At 30.9% G+C, this 19,201-nt stretch carries 13 protein-coding genes; 1 reads left to right on the forward strand and 12 read right to left on the reverse strand.

What is annotated here, in order from left to right; genetic code table 11:
* Nucleotides 1-8: 8 nt before the first annotated feature.
* The 12 genes from KQI38_RS18715 to KQI38_RS18770 all read right to left on the reverse strand — a co-directional run bounded on the left by KQI38_RS18715 (nt 9) and on the right by KQI38_RS18770 (nt 17,696).
* Complete coding sequence (locus KQI38_RS18715) at nt 9-2,564, reverse strand: GH39 family glycosyl hydrolase (protein ID WP_216562148.1); 2,556 nt, start codon at nt 2,562-2,564, stop codon at nt 9-11.
* Nucleotides 2,565-2,593: 29 nt separating this feature from the next.
* Nucleotides 2,594-3,487, reverse strand: coding sequence for a GGDEF domain-containing protein (locus tag KQI38_RS18720; protein ID WP_094902411.1), 894 nt, complete (start codon nt 3,485-3,487; stop codon nt 2,594-2,596).
* Between the two features lie 112 nt (nt 3,488-3,599).
* Nucleotides 3,600-5,444, reverse strand: coding sequence for a methyl-accepting chemotaxis protein (locus tag KQI38_RS18725; RefSeq protein ID WP_216562151.1), 1,845 nt, complete (start codon nt 5,442-5,444; stop codon nt 3,600-3,602).
* Nucleotides 5,445-5,631: 187 nt separating this feature from the next.
* Entirely contained in the window at nt 5,632-6,735 is a 1,104-nt protein-coding gene (locus KQI38_RS18730) for a response regulator (RefSeq protein WP_216562154.1), read from the reverse strand.
* A complete protein-coding gene (locus tag KQI38_RS18735) occupies nt 6,716-9,829 on the reverse strand; it encodes an ATP-binding protein (protein WP_216562157.1) in 3,114 nt (1,037 codons plus the stop codon). The genes KQI38_RS18730 and KQI38_RS18735 overlap by 20 nt, the downstream gene beginning before the upstream one ends.
* Nucleotides 9,830-10,085: 256 nt before the next feature.
* Nucleotides 10,086-11,069 carry an ABC transporter ATP-binding protein gene (locus tag KQI38_RS18740; protein WP_094902401.1) on the reverse strand — a complete coding sequence of 328 codons (984 nt, stop codon included), beginning with the start codon at nt 11,067-11,069 and terminating at the stop codon, nt 10,086-10,088.
* Nucleotides 11,059-12,048: an ABC transporter ATP-binding protein gene (locus KQI38_RS18745; protein ID WP_216562160.1), complete on the reverse strand. Its 990-nt coding sequence runs from the start codon at nt 12,046-12,048 to the stop codon at nt 11,059-11,061. The genes KQI38_RS18740 and KQI38_RS18745 overlap by 11 nt, the downstream gene beginning before the upstream one ends.
* Before the next feature lie 23 nt (nt 12,049-12,071).
* Nucleotides 12,072-12,917 (reverse strand): ABC transporter permease, encoded by an 846-nt coding sequence (locus KQI38_RS18750; protein WP_216562163.1) that lies wholly within the window; start codon nt 12,915-12,917, stop codon nt 12,072-12,074.
* Nucleotides 12,918-12,919: 2 nt separating this feature from the next.
* On the reverse strand, nt 12,920-13,861 hold the full coding sequence (locus tag KQI38_RS18755; RefSeq protein WP_246565925.1) for an ABC transporter permease: 942 nt from the start codon (nt 13,859-13,861) through the stop codon (nt 12,920-12,922).
* A 78-nt stretch (nt 13,862-13,939) separates the two neighbouring features.
* Nucleotides 13,940-15,553 (reverse strand): ABC transporter substrate-binding protein, encoded by a 1,614-nt coding sequence (locus tag KQI38_RS18760; protein WP_216562169.1) that lies wholly within the window; start codon nt 15,551-15,553, stop codon nt 13,940-13,942.
* A gap of 219 nt (nt 15,554-15,772) precedes the next feature.
* Nucleotides 15,773-16,801 (reverse strand): sigma-54 interaction domain-containing protein, encoded by a 1,029-nt coding sequence (locus tag KQI38_RS18765; protein ID WP_216562171.1) that lies wholly within the window; start codon nt 16,799-16,801, stop codon nt 15,773-15,775.
* Nucleotides 16,802-16,838: 37 nt separating this feature from the next.
* A complete protein-coding gene (locus KQI38_RS18770) occupies nt 16,839-17,696 on the reverse strand; it encodes a MurR/RpiR family transcriptional regulator (RefSeq protein ID WP_094902389.1) in 858 nt (285 codons plus the stop codon).
* A gap of 379 nt (nt 17,697-18,075) precedes the next feature.
* Here KQI38_RS18770 and KQI38_RS18775 point away from each other — a divergent pair, with 379 nt between their 5' ends.
* Entirely contained in the window at nt 18,076-19,197 is a 1,122-nt protein-coding gene (locus tag KQI38_RS18775; RefSeq protein ID WP_216562174.1) for a Rossmann-fold NAD(P)-binding domain-containing protein, read from the forward strand.
* Nucleotides 19,198-19,201 lie beyond the last annotated feature (4 nt).

Here is a 19,201-nt window from a genome sequence, read left to right on the forward strand (position 1 = left end):
ACCTCCAACTATGTTTGCTTCTCTAGTATTATAAGCTCCACTCCATGTACTGGAATATATAAATTATCAGAGTATTCTCCCCCTATCTCCATATACTCTACAGATATTTTGGGATTAGCTCTCCCCTTAAGATATTGTATTTCTTCTTTTGTCAGATTTTCAGGAGCTCCCATCTTTACCCATTCGTCAAATGGAGATCCATGTTCTCTATTTAACTTATATCTCGTAACCTTATAATGTCCTGAGACCCCTATAATATTGAAACCTACCTCCTTGGGTGGCTTATCCTCATATACCAGATATCTTTCAGTATTAGTTAGTGCCGATGTATCTCCATTCATAAAAAGTTCATCAAAATATGCAAAATTATAGGCTAAAATCTGAACATCATCATCATTTTTAGTTACGATATATTCTTCACCCTGCCCTATAATCTTTTCTCCTAATTTAGATAATAGATAATAAGCAAAATAGGATGGTTTTTTCAGTCCATCTTTGTTTATCAAGCCAAAACCGCCATGAAACTGGGAAATACCAGCTTTTGTTTCCTCCATAATATCTGTAAACGTCCAATATCCAATTGAATTTACTTCGTCTATAGATTTCAAAATATTTCTAATAATAAAAACAGATTCGAAGCATGTGTCATGAATAAAATTTCTTCCATAGGATGAAGAATTCCACTCAGTTATATGAATCTCAGGTTTATAGGGCAAATATTGATTTATTTTGCTATGAACAGATTTCAATGTATCATAGGTGTGATTTTCATCAAAATAAATTCTTTTCATATCTTTCCATGATGATGTTAATTTTAATATATCTTCTCCTGCCTTAGCTCTAACCATTATATCCTGTACCATTTGCTTAGATGAAAAATCTTCAGGATAAATATGCAAGGAAACAAAATCCAGAGGTACTTTATTTCTATCACAATATGTTAAGAAGTCTTCAAACCATCTGCCATCCTTTATAACTTGATAAGTAACAGAAGGTCCTCCTACCTTCATTTCCCTAGAAATAGATTTAATAGCTAATACAGTTTCTTTATAGAACTTAAAATATTCTTCTTCTCCTCCAATCCAAAAAACATGTTCCAAGTCCGGCTCATTCCAGACCTCAAAATACCAAGTTTCAACTTCCTTTAAACCATATCTATTTATACAATGTCTGATGAATTCTCTAATTAAATCCGTCCATAGCTTTATGTCCCTTGGTCCAGATATATTTGCTCTCCACCAAAACATAGTTTCATCAGATTTTGCTATTTCAGAAGGCATAAAACCTAATTCAATAAAAGGTTTGATATTGACATCCTTAAAAAAGTCAAATAGTTCATCTATATAGGACCAATTATATGCTATACTTCCATCATCATTTATGTTGTATACCATCATTTCATCTGAGAAAATACCGTGAAATCTAATATATTCAAATCCTATTTCAGATTGAAGCTCCTTTAATTGGTCTTGCCAATTTTTTCTTAATCCTTCTGCAGCCCTGCCAAATGTCGTAAGTTTCTTCCAATAGAAATTATGGTATATTCCATCCTGATTTGTGTCTATGCTGATGAAATCCTTTAGTGTTAGAGTTTTCTTTTCTTTCATTTCTAAGTCCATTTCTAAATATTTAAATAGTTTTGTAAAAGCTGCAGTCCTATCAACATCTAGATAGGTTTTACTTTTTATCTTTTCTCCTTCTATATCAGTATGACTTATATCATCTAAATTAGTTTTTTCTTTTCTATATGCTGAAGGTGAAGAATTATATGTCTTGTTGAAAAGAGTATTCAGGGATTTTGTGCTAGAAAATCCACTTTCAAAGGCTATCTCAGTTACTGTCTTATTCGTATTTACTAGTAATTCTACAGCTTTATCCAACCTTTTATTATTTATATACTCTTGAAATGATATTCCTAAGTTTTTCTTAATAAAATGAGAAACATAATAAACATTGAGATTCTCATTATCAGCTACTTCTTGAAGTGTTACTCCCTCTTCAAAATTTTCATCTATATATTTTATAATACTGCTGAGTCTATCTATATTTTTGTGAATAGCCTCTACCTTTTCATCTTCCAGAAAGGAGTATTCGAAGTTATTTATTAAATGGGAGCCCAATAAATTCATTTCACTGCCTACTATAAACTGATATCCTTCTCTCTTTTTATTAATCTCCCAGAATATCTTAGCCAAATGTCTTCTAATTACATCGAATTTTACTTGTTCCTCTTCATTACAGGTAAAGGATTTACAGTCAAATATCATTTCATTAAATTTAGGATAATAATGGACATTATGATCTAAATTAACTTGAAGCACTATTAAAATATTATCCTCCGCAGTTTTACTCGTATTATGAATTTCATTACTATTTACTAGAATTAAATCATTTTCTTTAAGTAGATAAGATTCACTCCCAATTCTGATATTAATAGAACCCTTTAATACTAGTATAATTTCCATTTGGCTATGCCAGTGCATTTTCAGTCTATTTACACTATGAATAAATATTTTAAATGGCACTCCTTTTTTAGATCTCACCAATTCATATGAATATTCCATATTCAATCCACCTTCCATTACACCCAGTACTAAGATGATATCACTTTGTCCTTCCCATACTCTTTTGCCATATTTAAATTATTATCAACTATATAGAGAACTTCATCAAAATCCTTAGTTCCTGGTTCTACTATATAAGTCCCAAAGCTAAGGGTTAAACCAATTGTATAATTATCAAATTTAATCACCTTATTCCTTAATGCCATTTGAATTTCTTTTATAATCATATCAGATGCCTTTTTATCGGAATTTTTTAAAACTATAAGAAATTCATCTCCTCCATATCTTGCAACCCAGTCATAATTTCTTCTAATTTTAGATTTTATTATACTAGTTACTTCTTTTAGCACTAAGTCTCCAGCAAGATGTCCATAGATATCATTTATTTCCTTGAAATAATCGATATCTAGCATAATAACAGAAATTTTTTCATTGCTTCTTGCTGCATAAAAAATATCAGATGGCAACTTTTCATTTATATATCGCCTATTATATGCTCCCGTTAAATCATCTTTCATAACTTTTTCATTGAGCTTAGCTATAATATCTGTAGATTCTTTGAGACTTAATCCACTTAACCCTGTCACGATCCCTGTTTCAGTAAGATCTTTCAGTATCTCTAATATATACATATCATCTCCAAATATAATTGGAGATGCCATAACCATATATACTCCATCACCTTTGTATTCAATTTTTGTAAAACTCTTTCTTTCTGTAAATGCTCTGGCAGATATACAATTATCACACACCTTTCCTTTCTCCCAAAATTCATAGCAATCATCTCCATGAATTATGGTCTCTCCCTCTCCATTTTGATAAATAACTTTCTTCGATATAGGATTTACTATCCTAACAACATCAAATAATCTGTTAAGCCCTTCTAAATAGCCATTTAAATCATATACTCTGAAAACATCCATATCAACAACTCCTCTTACTTTGTGAAGCTAAATCTTTTTTGAAAGATATATTATAGTTAATTTATTTAAAAAAATAAAATATCACTGTGAATATTTATTAAAATAATCATACTCACTTAGTGCTATACAGTATCTCTAGCTTACTCATTAAGCTTTCAGACACCATTCTTAAGTTATTACTCAAGTCTTCTAATTTCAAAGTACTGTTATTTTGTTCTTCTACCTTTGCGCTGACTTCTTCTGTATTCGCATTGTTTTCCTGTGCAATAGCACTTAAATGCTCTATTACTTCTGCTATTTCCTCTTTCCTTGCTTCAAGGATACTACCACTTTCATTAAGTTCATCTATTACATTCTTTATTTCTTCTATTTTTTCTCTTATTCTATGGAATTTTTCTCCTGTTCTTTCTACACTATTGGTTTGATATTCTGCTTCTTCCCTAACTCCATTCATTAGATCTACTGCCTTTTCAGATCCCAACAATAGATCTTTTATAATATCTTCAATCTCTAAAGCAAATACACTAGATTCTTCTGACAATTTCCTTATTTCATCTGCCACAACTGCAAAACCTTTTCCATATTCCCCTACCCTAGCGGCCTCTATGCTTGCATTAAGTGCTAAAAGATTGGTTTGATTAGCTATTCCTTTTATTTTTGCACTTGCCTCTTCTATCTTATTAGCATTAAAATTAGATTGATCTATAACATGTTTCACTTGTATAGCTGCTTCATTGCTTCTATTTGTATATTCTACTAAGGTTTCTATTATTTCATTTCCTTCTTCCTTGAGCTTGTCTATATCTTCAATTCTTAAATTTAATATTTTTAACTTTTCCTGTTCTTCATCAATTATTTCTTTCAATAAACTCAACTCTTCTAAACCTTTCATAGTTTCATGTGCTTGTTTCTCACTTCCACTTGCAATCTCATCTACTGCAATTACAATTTCTTTGCTTCCAATACTATAGCTTCTACTTAAATCTTGTAAAGTTTCTCCTTTTAGTAACAATTCTTCACTATTCTGACTTAAGGTCTTTATTATATCCATCATATTTTTAGAAGAATCTATTAAAACTTTATTAGTCTCAGAGATTTCATCTCTAACTCTAACTTGCAGCTCCCTTAAATTTTCAAAATCACCTTGGCCAAATTTTTGTGCATTATCTCTTATGATTTTCATCTTATCTCCTACTAGCTTCTTAATTAAATAAACAAAAATCATTGAAGCAATTATAATTCCAAAGGATAAGAAAATAAGTATTTTTATTATTTCCTGTTTAGCCTCTGCCACAATTGAATATTCATCTAATATACTTGCTATATAGAGACTTTCCCACCTCTCAATTCTCGCATAATAATCTTTTCCATCTAATATAAAACGTTCTTCTCCTATGAACATTCGATGGAAATCCTCATTATTATCTGAAACTTCCTTAGGTGTATTTTTTAAGGAATAATTGAGTATATCTTCGTATATTAAAGAATAGTCACCTTTGATTTCGAATCCATATTTTTGCATATGCCCTATATCTGAGTGTAATTTTATTTCTCCTTTTTCATTAAATGCTACAAAAAATCCTTCCTTCCCGATATTTAAGCTTTCTATATAATTTTGGGCAGACAATATTTTATTTAATTCGTCATCCACTCCTTGAGCAGTGGATTCTACATATTGGATTTCACTGGCAGAAGCCAAGGCATCTATATCGTCCTTTCCTAGAATATTGGTTTTTACATATTGACTTGCACGGCTAGCGGAAGCTAATGCATCTATTGCAACATTATTTATATTTTGTAAATTTCTTTGCTCTGTACTAACTGCTATATTGACATAACCCTTTAGACCAATAAAGGCTAAAATCGATACAAACAGCAAGAATATCATCAGAACAGATAATAATATTTTTATATTTAAACTTAAGTATTTCAAATTGGTATTCGACCTTTTTTGCATTTTTTACAGCCATCCTCTCTTATAACTTTTCACGACTATAGAACGAATCTTTTTCAATAAATTTTGTTAGTTTGTTAAAACGTCTTTAAGTACAAAATAATCAATTTTTTATATATTTAATTATATATATAAGCTCTGAACAAACTCTGAACAAAGAAGTAATATACTTTTACTATTTTTAAATCCACTAAAAATTTTCCATATATTTTCTATACAGATCTATTGTAATTTCCATTGGTTTAAGACTCATTTCTTCCCAAAGATTTTCTACATAATTATTAAAGAAAGCTTCTAAGCTAGATCTCTTACTTTGTTTACCATAATAATGAATCATCATTTCTGCCACCTTTTCATTAAAAGAATCCATTTTGTGAATCTTATCCAAACAAGTCTTTAAAATTGGAGTTAGTTTTTCATATTCTAATTGAGTCCTTGCATATTTTTCTAGTGTATTAAATACTACGTCTTTATATATTTGTTGAGTTTCCATGGCCCAATGATATCCTTCTTCTAGAAAATCTCCTTTGTAAATTCTTAATATTTCTTCTATCTCCTTATCGTTATGTTTCTTTGAACCTAGAATTTTATTTAATTCTTGGACATCAGATTTAATTGGTATATCTAATTGATAACAGTCATTGAAGTAAATGATTCCATTTGAATATCCTAATCTCTCTAAATTCTTTCTCAATTGATAAATAGTTGTGTGTAAAAGAGTAGTGGCTTTATCCAAATCTTTATCGGGAAAAATGGTTTCCATAATCAACATTTTGGAAACAGCTCTTTCCTTTTTGCTCCATAGATAAGCAAATAACTCCTTGGATTTTTGAGTACGCCAGATTAGAGGATTCTCCATACTATCCAACACCTCAAAGGAACCAAAACTATTTACTTTCAATCTATTATCCAAGATGTTTATTCCATAGTGTTCCATAGATTTATCTTTTAACCTTTCAATGGTTTTATTAAGACGTTTTTCCTGAATGGGCTTTAATAAATAATCAATAGCATTTATTTCAAAGGCATCTACTGCATATTCTGAGTAAGCTGTAATAAACACTATTTCCACAGCATCAAGCTCTTTCATAAAAAGCTCAGCAAGCTCTAGCCCATTTATCTCGCCCATTTCAATATCTAAAAATATAACATCAGGTTGTATTTTCTTAATACCCTTTAATGCATCAAGAGGTTTTGTATAACTACCAACTACATCCACATCCTCATATGAGGAAAGCATAAGTTTTAACAAGTCTAATGCAATAGGTTCATCATCAATTAAAATGATTCTCATTATATTTCACCTCCGGAATAACAATCTCTACTATTGTGCCTTCTCCTAGTTTACTTTCTAATGTCAAAGTTGCTCCTTTTAATATCTTTATTTTCTTCACCACATTTGTAAATCCTACTCTTTGGCTATTTCCTTTTAGGATCTCTTGTTGTTTCTCAAATGTCATTCCCATTCCATTGTCTTCGATTTTTATACTTACAAATCCTTCGGTTTTTCTTTTTACAACTATCTTTACTATTCCACTATTATTTTTAGCTACAATACCATGTCGTACGGAATTCTCTACTATAGGCTGTAATGTTAAAGGAGGAATCATGGCTCTTATTCCCTCTTCAATATCACATTCAATCTCCAATCTTTCTCCATACCTCATTTGCTCTATTTCAAGGTATGCAATTATCAATTCCAATTCTGACTCTAAAGTAATAAAACCCTTCTTTCTATGGAGATCTAGTTTTCCCCTAAAATAAATAGACAAATTGTTTAGAGCTCTTCTTGCTTTTTCACGATCCTTGTAACTCAGACCGATAATAGTATTTATTGTATTGTATAGAAAATGTGGAGATATTTGAGAATAAAAATATTGAAATTCTTTTTCTAGCCCTTCCTCTACTGATTTTTTCATTAGCAATAGAGATTGAATTCTAGATTTTAATTCCTCAGAATCTACCGGCTTCCTTTGAAAATCATTAGCACCATAATCAAATGCACTCATTAAATCAATAGTTCTTCCTGACGCAGTCAAAATCAAAATAGGAAGCTCTACCATAGAGTATTCTTTACGAACCTCTTTACATACTCTATCTCCAGACATATCTGGTAGCATAAAATCTAGTATTATTAAATCTATTTTATTTCTTTTAAGAATATCTAAAGCTTCTTTCCCATTATCTGCTAAAATAATATTGAACTCTAGTTGTTCCATAATATCCCATAGAATTTTTTGATTCAATGGTTCATCATCCACTATTAAAATCATTGGTTTACCTATATTGCTTCTTTTTTCTTTTTCTAATTTAGGAGATAGTTCCAAAGACATATTAGATTGAAAAACTTTTTCTTGAATAAAAGCTATTTCATCTTGCTCTTTCATCCCCCCATCATATACTGGTAATGTAAACTTAAAATTAGAACCTTTTCCATAGATCGACTCGACGTCTATTCTACCACCTTGACTCTCTACTAAATATTTTACTATGGATAATCCCAATCCTAATCCTTGTTCCACCTGTCCCTCTTCATTCTTTTGATAAAAAATATCAAAAACTTCTTTAAAATATTTTTCTTCGATTCCAATTCCAGTATCTGATACCCTGATTTCAACTTGTCCAGCAACTATAGACGCAGAAACTACTATTTCTCCATCTTTTGTATATTTAATAGCATTATGGACTAGATTATAGATAATCTGCCTAAATTTATCTGAATCTGCCCTTAATGCTGGAAATACTCTAGGAATTTGATTTTTTAATACAATGGACTTATTTTCAGGAATTAAAATTTTCATTTCCTTTAAAATATCTTCTACAATTTTATATGGTTCAATTGAGCTTAATCTCAACTTTATCTCGCCGTTTTTTATTTGAGAAGCATCTAATAAATCTTCTACTAAACGAGTTAATCTTTGACCTTCCTGATTTATAAAGAACAAATCTTCCTGTTGTTGAGAATTCAGTGCCCCCTTTTGCCCCTCTAATAAATTTTTTGTTAAATTGAGTATTACATGTAAAGGTGTCCTTAATTCATGGGATGCCTTAGCTAGAAATTCATCCTTTAGCTTATCGTACCTTATAAGCTTCTCTGAGAGAGAGCTTGCCCTTTGATAATCTAATTGAAGTCGACGGCTCATTAATGCAGCTATACTAAGCATCAATAATAAAATCAACAAAATAGGAATATTCCCTAAATCAATTTCAAATAATATCTTCAATGTCATTATGAACCAATAGGAAAACATAGAGGTTGTAATTATCAAAATATATTCTAAGGAATCTGCTTTATTATATATTTCCTTTAATAAAATATAAAATATGTAGCTATATCTCATCATCAGAAGCCCCAAGATAGCCGCATGTAAATAACCCAGATAGATAAATAAAGGGGTATTTGGATTATAAAAGAAAATTGCCAGCGTAGCAAAAATTATTATAGATATTCTATTTATAATCTTATTGCTGCCATGATTACTGAAGAAACAATGGGTAAATTGTGAAAAACAAAGGATTACCATCATCATTGTCAGAACCTGGATTGCAGTTCTAGTTACATAACTGTAGTTATATACTAAATCTAAAAGCTGTTCATTCATAGTTGATAAATATATTGCCATAAAGAAATTCATTCCGCTAAAATATATTAAATAATGTTCTTTCCTCCGCTGAGAGTATATTATAAGAAAATATATACATAAGGTTAGACAAACTGAAATCGTCAGTGCATCTAAGGCACGGCTCTTATTGTTGCTCTCCATAATCGATTCAAAAGTTCCAAATTCAACGGATTTGATGATGCCTCCTGTTGCATAATCATAGTTTGAAACATTAATTATTAATTCAATTTCCTTATTTAAGCTATTACTTGCTACTACCCTATATTTGCTTCCCCTGCGAAAGTCCTCCTTATTTATAGATAAGTTCCCTACACTAGCAAACTCCTGCCCATTCAAATAAATTCGACTGGCTGTACGTATAGTCCTAGTTTTGATACCATATATTTCATCCTCTGGCACTCTAACAATAATCCTATATGTACCTGATCCATCAGAAGAGCCCTCCTCATTTAAATAGTCCTTCCATGGACCAGGAACCTTTACATATTTTCTAATTTTCTCATATTTTTTAAATCCATCAGACTTTGTTTCTTCGGGCTTAAGCAGTACCCCTGGATAAAACTCCCATTCTCCATCTAATTTAATATTTCCTTCTCTATCTATTTTCCAATCCCGAATATCCAAAACTCCTTTTTTTGCTATATACTTGCTCTCTTGATTTGGAAAATTAATTATTAGAAGATTGCTGATAACTATGAGAACAATTATGATTGAAATAGTTATAGAAATAATATGTTGAATTTCTAGCTTTTTATGTTTTGCCATATCCTCACCCTTTTTGATTGCCGTGAATATAAAATACTGTACTTTATATTGCCAATCCCATTATTACCCCTAACTTTGTTTTATTACCAAAATTTTATATAATAAAAAAGTTGGAACAATTTGTGAAATTATTCCAACTTATGATGATAGTTAATTAATATTCTTTATTACAAATATTATTATAATATTTTCTTTTATTAATATATACTCTTATATTACTAAACTTTATGATATTATTCGCTATTTTATTATCCCTTTAGGATAAATGACAAGCTACCATATGGCCTGATTCTCTCTCTATTAACTTTGGCTCTATTTCATGACATTGATTCATGGCATATTTACATCTAGTAACAAATTTGCAGCCTGACGGTGGATTAAGAGGGCTAGGTACATCTCCTTCTAATACCTTAATAGGATTCTCTATAGCCATTCTTGGATCAGGCTCAAGAACTGATGATAAAAGGGCTTGAGTATAAGGGTGAAGAGGATTGTTATAGATTTCATCACTCTTCCCTATTTCTATTAATTTTCCTAGATACATTACTCCTATTCTATGGGATATATGTCTTACCATAGATAAATCATGGGCTATAAATAAATATGTCAATCCCATTTCATTTTGCAGATCCTCCAGCATATTTACTACCTGTGCTTGAATAGATACATCAAGGGCTGATATAGGTTCATCACATAGTATAAATTCTGGATTAATAGATAATGCCCTTGCTATGCCTATTCTCTGCCTTTGTCCCCCGCTGAACTCATGGGGATATCTATCCAGATGGTTCTTTCCTAGTCCTACTTTTTCCAATAATTCCAAAGTCCTCTCCTGTCGTTCCTTTTTACTGCCTATATGGTAAACATCTAAAGGCTCTGAGATTAGATCTTTTACAGTTAATGTTGGATTAAGTGATGCATAGGGGTCTTGAAATATTACCTGCATTTTTCTTCTATAAGGTCTTAAATCTGACTCCTTTAATTTAGCTATATCTTTTCCTCTATAGAGAATCTGACCACCAGTTATATCAAAAAGTCTAATAATACTTCTACCTGTAGTAGATTTGCCACAACCAGATTCACCTACTAACCCTAGGGTTTCTCCTTCATTTATATAAAAACTCACATCGTCTACAGCTTTTAAATATTGTGATTTACCCATGAAAGATGATTTTTTCACTGGAAAATATTTTTTTAGATTATTAACTTCTATTAACCTTTCTTTTTTCCTATTTTCCATTATTATCATCTCCCTTATCTAAGAGCCAGCACATAGCTCTATGAGCATTTTCTCCATAATATTTAGGCTGTTGTTTTTTGCAGATATCCATTACATAAGGACAACGTTCTGCAAAAGGACATCCTTCTATTGCCTTAGATAAATCTGGTGGATTTCCTCTTATTGGCACAAGTCTTTGTCTTTCCTTAGTATCTTTCTTTGGTAAGGATTGAAGTAATCCTTTTGTATATGGATGCATTGGATTATAGAATATATCATCTACAGTTCCTTCCTCCATAATAAGTCCTCCATACATAACTATTACTCTATTGCATGTATTGGCTACTACTCCTAAATCATGGGTTATCAAAATAATTGATGTATCCATCTTTTCCTTCAACTCCATCAGCAATTCAAGTATCTGAGCTTGAATTGTGACATCTAGAGCTGTAGTAGGTTCATCTGCTATAAGCAGCTCAGGTTCACAGCTTAATGCCATGGCAATAATAGCCCTTTGCCTCATACCACCGCTGAATTCATGAGGATAGTTATTATATCTTTCCTCTGGAGAAGGAATACCTACCATTCTTAGCATTTCTATGGCTTTATTTTTAGCTTCAATTTTACTTAATCCCTGATGCCTTCTTATTACATCAGATATTTGTGTTCCCACTGTAAATACTGGATTAAGTGAAGTCATGGGATCTTGAAATATCATAGCTATATCATTGCCACGAATTTTCATCATTTCCTTTTCAGTTTTACCTACTAGGTTTTCTCCCTTATAAACAATCTCGCCATTTGTAATCTTTCCTGTTCCCTTAAGTAATTTAATTATAGACATGGAAGTAACTGATTTTCCGCTTCCAGATTCTCCAACTACCCCAAGGACTTCTCCTTTTTCTAAGTTAAATGAAACTCCACGAATTACTTTAACCTCACCACTATTATTAAAAAAAGAAACCTTTAAATCCTTCAAACTTAATAAGGGCTCTTTCATGTTAAATCTCTCCTTTTCCTTGCCTAATCATTATTTGCCTTAGGCTCAAATGCAACTCTAAATACATCTCCTAAAATATTAAAGCTAAGTACTGTAAGCAATATTAATATCCCGGGAAATAAGGCTAAGTATGGTGCATCTCCAATATATCCTTGGGCATATTTAAGCATACTGCCCCAAGATGAATCGGGTTGACGTACTCCTAATCCTAAGAAAGATAGAGATGATTCTGTTAGAATTGCTCCTGCAATATTTAAGGTTGATGCTACTATAACTGTAGGAAAAATATTTGGTATAATATGTTTAAGCATAATAATATTAGACCTTTCTCCTATAACTTTTGAATATAGTACATACTCCCTTTCCTTAACTGAAAGTGTCTCAGCTCTAACAATTCTTGCTATCCCCATCCAGCTGAATAATCCTATTATAATGATGATATTTTGAATCCCTGGTTTTAAATAAGCATTTAATATAAGTATTAGAAAAAAAGTAGGTATACTCATAAGTATATCTATTGTCCTCATAATTAAGCTATCAACTCTCCCTCCAAAATATCCGCTGATAGTTCCTACTATAGTCCCTATTACCGTTGATATTATCATAGAAAGAAAACCAACTGTCAGAGATACCCTTCCTCCATACAGTGCACGAGCGAAATAATCTCTCCCCATCTCATCTGTACCAAATATATGGTCTTTGCTAGGGGAACTCAAACTATTCATTACATCAATCTTATTTGGATCATGGGGAGATAGAAAGGCTAAGATAGATGCAATTACTAATATGAAGATTATCGTTAGAGCTATAATCCCTAATTTATTTTGTCTTAGCTGATATTTAAGATTTGTTTTTAATCTATCATTCATTGTTATTTCAACTCCTTAATCCTTGGATCCGCAATACCGTATAATATATCTGACAATAAATTTCCTATAATCAATATAAAGGATGAAAACATGGTAATTGCCATAATAAGTGGATAATCATAACTAAATATGGACTTAATACCTAGTTGTCCCATACCTGGCCATCCAAAAATACTCTCTGTAATAAATGCTCCGGATACTAGTCCCGGTAAAGACATGCCTAGTATTGTAATTACAGGTAAAATTGCATTCTTTAATACGTACTTATACAACACTTCTCTCTTGCTAGCTCCTGATGCATATTCAACCATTACATAATCTTCTCTTAATTGAGATATGGTGCTTGACCTAATATATCTGGTAACTGTAGCTATATTTTGTAAACTTAAAACAATTGTAGGCATTATTCCATGCTTTATTAAATCCCAAGTAGTATGTACTCCTATGGTTCTCATTCCAATACTTGGTAAGAGTTTTAATTTTAAAGATAATACATATACTAGCATCATTGCAAACCAAAAACTTGGTATGGAAATGCCAAGATAGGAAGTAAAAGTAGCTATATTATCAAAGAATTTATTTTGATTTGCAGCTGAAATAAGACCTATTATAATTCCCAAAATCATAGAAATCACTAGAGAAGCCCCCATAAGACCTAAAGTTGCTGGAAGTCTTTCAATTATTTGCATTGCTACAGGTCTATGATTTACTAGTGAATATCCTAAATCACCCTTTAGTGCAGACTTTAACCATCTTATATATTGTATATGTATGGGACTATTGAGACCCATGCTTTCTCTTATACTTTCTATCTCTGCTGGCCCCATCTCTGGAGTGATATAGGCCTGTACCGGATCTCCTGGTGCTAATTTTATAAGAAGAAATGAAACTATAGATATGGCAATCATCATTGGTATTGCTTGAATCATTCTCTTTATAATCATTCTTACCACATAAATTCCTCCTAATATAATCACAAAAGTAAACTAAAATTTAGTTTACTTTTGTGGTCTTTATTTAAATTATTCCATAATATAAAGCTTAGATAAATCTCTAAACATAAAGATTGGAACCGGCTTAGCTTCTTCTATTCCACCATATTTTTTATTTACTGCAACTATTGAATTTGGATAAGCTATTGGATATACTACCATATCCTCCATTAATTGTTTTTGAATAGTTTGATAGATTTCCCCTCTTTTAGCTTCATCTGTTTCAACTACTCCATCTTCCCATGCTGCATCTAATTCTTCGTTTGCATATCCCATAAAGTTGTTAAAATCCCCCGTTCTGAACAATGGTTTATATCCGTTTGGCTCTACACCCATTACATAACCATTGAACGCCAAATCAAAATCTGTATTTGAAGCATCAAGTAATTTATCATAAAATGCTCCTCTTTCCATTGGTAGAAGTTCTAATTCAATGCCAATTGCCTTTAATTGTTGCTGCATAATAAGCCCAAAGCCTTCATTTTCTTTACTTGAGTTGATATATGCTAATCTTAACTTTAGGTTTTCAACTCCTGCATTTTTAAGAAGTTCTTTTGCTTTTTCCACATTATATTCGTATTTTTCTACATCTGAAGTATGGAATTGTGTACTTGGTACAAATACGGAATATGCTTTCTCCGCATATTCTGATGATTTATAAACTCCTGTTATTATCTCATCTTTATTTATTCCATAGGCTATTGCTTTTCTTACATCCTTATTTTGTAAGCCCTTGTTAGTTAATCTAAATACCATATTATTCAACATACCCTCTTTGTAAAGAACTACATTGAAATTTTCATCTGTATTAAATTTATCCACATCTGCAGTAGTTATATATCTAGCAGACAATTCACCATTTAATAATGCTGTATTTGCTGCATTTGGATCGGCTATTACTCTAAATACTACTGATTCAAGATTTGGTTTTCCGTCAAAATATTCATCAAATCTAACTAATTCTACCTTTTCACCACTCTTCATCTCTTTGAATTTAAATGGCCCTGAACCTATTGGCTCTAGATTTTTTGTACTCTTTGCTAAATCTTCTTCGCCCTCAAATATATGTTGCGGAATTGGACGGATACCACCTAAACTTCCCATAAATGGTACTGAAACTTCTGGTAATATGAATTCTACTGTTAAATCATCTATCTTTTTAGCTTCTACTGGTTTTCCAGCAATTATAAATGAGCCTCTGGAATTAGCTTTTTGCTTTTCATCTGTGATTGAATTTAACGTAAAGATTACATCATCTGCATTTAAATCCTCTCCATCATGCCATTTAAGTCCTGATTTTAGCTTTAAGGTATAAGTTAGATAATCTTCTGAAGGAGTAATACTTTCAGCCAAGAAGAATTCTGTTCCTTCTTCATCAATGACATAAAGCGGCGCAAATATTGCATTGTTAATAGTCATAGTAACTCTATCTCCAGCGTATAATGGGTTCATTACATTTGGGTCACTGGCAATTGCAAATATGAAAATCCCACCGTCTACCTTCTGTGGAGCTGTTGGCTCTTGTCCTATATCCGTAGGTGTATCAGTTGGTGCTGGGTCTTCTGTTACTGTCTTATTGCCACAAGCCGTTGATACCAGCATAACTAGTGAAAGTAATAGTACTAACCATTTCTTGTTTCTCATTTCAGTCCTCCTAATATATTGTTAATTTTTTAATATATCAAATCCATAGTTATTGTACAATTACTTTATATATGAATCAAATTGATTATTTTTATATACCTGAATGCTAGTATAGCTTAATCTAATGACCTGAATATTTATAGAATTAGGTTTTTTTAGGCTGATTTTACTGCATTTTAAATAGTTTTATATGCATATGAATTTTAATAGTATAAAGCATTACTTTTTCAGCTTTCTCGATATTGTAGATGGATTTACGCTTAAGGCTTTTGCCGCTTTCCTGATACTTCCATGTTCTTTAACTGCCTTTGTAAGAATATTATATTCAAATTCATCCATAATCTCCTTTAATGACCGATTTGTTTCAAAATAATCTATATCTTGATTTACATAGTAAACAGAGCCTTCTTTTTGGTTAATTGATTCAACATACCTCAAATCCTCAATAGTTATTATACCGTTAATAGTGATTAGAATTAATCTCTCAATTTTGTTTTTTAATTCTCTGACATTTCCGGTCCACTCTTTATCTATCAATGCTTCTATTACATTACGTGATAATTTTTTTGTGGTGTTGTATTTCTTATTAAAATAATCGGTATAATATAGAGATAAAATTGGTATATCATCTCTTCTCTCTGATAGAGGAGGTATAAAAGCTGGTATAACATTAAGCCTAAAATACAAATCGTTTCTAAACAACCCTTGCTCGACTAAATCTTTAAGATCTCTGTTTGTTGCACATATAATGCGTATATCAGATTTAATTTCCTTATAGCCACCTACCCGTAAAAACTTGCCGTCTTGAATTACTCTTAAAAGTGCTGATTGTAAATTCAAAGACATTTCCCCAATTTCATCCAAAAATAAAGTTCCTTTTTGGGATTGTTCAATAATTCCTTTTTTTCCAAATCTTGATGCTCCCGTAAAAGAGCCTGCTTCATATCCAAAAAATTCTGACTCTTTTAAGCCATCCACTATTGATGCACAATTTATTTTAATGAATGATTCTTCTTTTCTATTGCTGTTATTATGTATTAATTCCGTCAGCAGTTCCTTCCCCACACCTGAATCTCCTGTAATTAAAACAGGAGCATCTGACTTTGCTACTCTCAAACATAGACTTATAATGTCTTTCATTTTATCGTTTATACTAATAATATTTTCAGTTTTATATTTATTAAAATCCTTGGGTATTATTGCACAATTGTCTTCGTCATACAATACATAACCGTCATATTTTTCCATGATTGTTCCCTCCTATGCTTTTTATTAAATAGTAATACTAAAAATAAAATCCATAGTCTTTTGCAGTTGTTTCAAACTTATTAAGATAACTAATTGAACCTTCCTTATCCAACTGACTTAAAAGAACGATAATAATATTTATTACGCTGAAAGGAGTCGCATAAAAATCTGTTATTGATATTGATTCGCAAGGTATAGTAAAAGTGATATCGGACAAAGGTGTCAGAGGGGACATTATATTGTCAGTTATAGATACAATTTTAAAATTATTCTTTTTAAAGAAATTTGTTACTCTTATAGTTTCTTTTGGATATCTGGCAAATGCAATTGAAATGACAATTGAATCATGGTCGAATAAAGAAAATTTATTAAAACTATCAGTTCCGTCCGATATTATTTTCGTAGCTTTTTTACCTAATTTATTAAACATTTGCTCGGCATATATTGCAATCACACTCGAACTTCTAGTTCCAATAATAATAATTTCCGGAGCTTTATAAATTTCTTCTATTATTGAATAAAATACGGATTCATCAAAATTTTCCATCATTTTATTTAGATTTGATATTTCCTTATTAATTATTAAATTTTTTATATTATTAATTTTGGGATTTACATTGACCAAAGAAAATTCAAATCTGTCTGTAGATTTCAATTCTAGCATAGCAAATTCTCTGATAAAATTTCTAAAACTCTCATAATCACTAAATCCTACTTTATTAATATATGATGTTATATGTTCTAAATCTACAGATGTAATTTTGGAAATGTCCATCATATCTAAGAATGATATTTTCTTATAATTTTCTTTTATATATTCAGCTAATCTTGTTTCATATTTATTCAATGTAAGGGAACTGTCTGTCAATCTATCAAAAAAGTTAATATTTTCCATATAAATCCATCCTTTCTATCCGTTTTAATAACATTTTCTTGTCCTCATTGTATCATATAGATATATATTCTCAATACCAATTCAAAAAAGTGTTGCAATTAAGCAACAATAATATTGAATTAGATGCATTTGTTTTTTAGTATTATGAGATAATATATAGAAACCATTTATAAATTAGTATTTATTGTATAAATTGACAATCTAGTGTTGCATAATAACAACATGTTCGAATATAGCAACAGTAATTATCTGAATATTGAAATTACAATTCCTGATAAATGTTGAAATTCTGATATAAACCACATTGAATTGACTTGGCATGATTTTTGCTACTTATAATACTGCAGAAAGCTAAATTTTATAAATAGGGGTGATGTAAATGGAATTTATAAAATCAATTGGTTTCCCAAAAATGCATAAGGAAGAAGGTGAAAAGAGAGATTTTTTACCAGAATTATTTGAAAATTTAAACGAATATGATGTTCAAATTTTTCTCGAAGAGGATTATGGAAAAGATTTGGGGTATACTCCACAAGATTATATCCAAAAGAACAAAAATATTATATTCACTCCTCGTAATGAGGTGTATAAAAAAGATTTAATAGTCGTTTTACGAGCTCCTGAAATAGATGAGCTTAATCTTATCAATGAAGATTCAACACTAATTTCTATGCTTCATTATGAAACTAGAGAAACAAGGAATAATATTCTTCGACAAAAGAAAATAAATTGTTATTCGATGGACTCGATGCTTGATGACGAAAATCAGAGAATTATGGTAAATTACCGAGGAACATCAAGAGCTGGCTCTCGTATAGCTTTCGAACAATTAAAAAAACAAACCAATAATTTTCAGAATACAAAAGACAAAATAATCAATGTTACTATTATAGGTATGGGTGCTGTTTCTGCCAATTGCGCCAAAGCCTTCGAGGAATTTAGTGATGAGGAATTCCTTTCGAAAAATAATGGTAGAGGTCTTATAGTCCATATGATTCCAAGAAATATAACTCAAAATTATGAAAATTTAAAAATAATTATAGAAAAATCTGATATACTCGTAGATGCAAGTAAAAGACCTGATCCTACCAAAATAATAATACGAAATGAGCTGATTAATTATTTACCTGATTATGCTGTAATACTTGATCTGACTGCTGACCCATATAATGATAGTGTTTCGCCTGCACAAGTTAAGGCAATAGAAGGAATTCCAACAGGGACATTGGATAAATTCGTCATAGAAATTGACGATGATTTATATAATAATTTACCCAAAACAGTTAATAGTAAAAACAGAAGATTAGTAGTAAGCTGCAATGCTTGGCCTGGTGTCGATGCAAAAGATTGTATGAAACTATATGGCAGATTGATAACACCATTCTTGGATGTAATCTTAAGCAAAGGTCCTCTTAACCTTAATGAGAAAAGTAAAAATATTTATGAAAGATCTCTCTATAGATCTTCATTAGATTATTATTTAAACAACAAAAACAATTAAAATG

Source organism: Tissierella carlieri (genome assembly GCF_018917285.1).
Taxonomy (GTDB): Bacteria; Bacillota; Clostridia; order Tissierellales; family Tissierellaceae; genus Tissierella; species Tissierella carlieri.

Coding starts and splice junctions, on each gene's coding strand:
- KQI38_RS18715 (WP_216562148.1), bottom strand. CDS start 2,564: ATGGAATATTCATATGAATTGGTGAGATCTAAAAAAGGAGTGCCATTT.
- KQI38_RS18720 (WP_094902411.1), bottom strand. CDS start 3,487: ATGGATGTTTTCAGAGTATATGATTTAAATGGCTATTTAGAAGGGCTT.
- KQI38_RS18725 (WP_216562151.1), bottom strand. CDS start 5,444: ATGCAAAAAAGGTCGAATACCAATTTGAAATACTTAAGTTTAAATATA.
- KQI38_RS18730 (WP_216562154.1), bottom strand. CDS start 6,735: ATGAGAATCATTTTAATTGATGATGAACCTATTGCATTAGACTTGTTA.
- KQI38_RS18735 (WP_216562157.1), bottom strand. CDS start 9,829: ATGGCAAAACATAAAAAGCTAGAAATTCAACATATTATTTCTATAACT.
- KQI38_RS18740 (WP_094902401.1), bottom strand. CDS start 11,069: ATGGAAAATAGGAAAAAAGAAAGGTTAATAGAAGTTAATAATCTAAAA.
- KQI38_RS18745 (WP_216562160.1), bottom strand. CDS start 12,048: ATGAAAGAGCCCTTATTAAGTTTGAAGGATTTAAAGGTTTCTTTTTTT.
- KQI38_RS18750 (WP_216562163.1), bottom strand. CDS start 12,917: ATGAATGATAGATTAAAAACAAATCTTAAATATCAGCTAAGACAAAAT.
- KQI38_RS18755 (WP_246565925.1), bottom strand. CDS start 13,861: ATGATTATAAAGAGAATGATTCAAGCAATACCAATGATGATTGCCATA.
- KQI38_RS18760 (WP_216562169.1), bottom strand. CDS start 15,553: ATGAGAAACAAGAAATGGTTAGTACTATTACTTTCACTAGTTATGCTG.
- KQI38_RS18765 (WP_216562171.1), bottom strand. CDS start 16,801: ATGGAAAAATATGACGGTTATGTATTGTATGACGAAGACAATTGTGCA.
- KQI38_RS18770 (WP_094902389.1), bottom strand. CDS start 17,696: ATGGAAAATATTAACTTTTTTGATAGATTGACAGACAGTTCCCTTACA.
- KQI38_RS18775 (WP_216562174.1), top strand. CDS start 18,076: ATGGAATTTATAAAATCAATTGGTTTCCCAAAAATGCATAAGGAAGAA.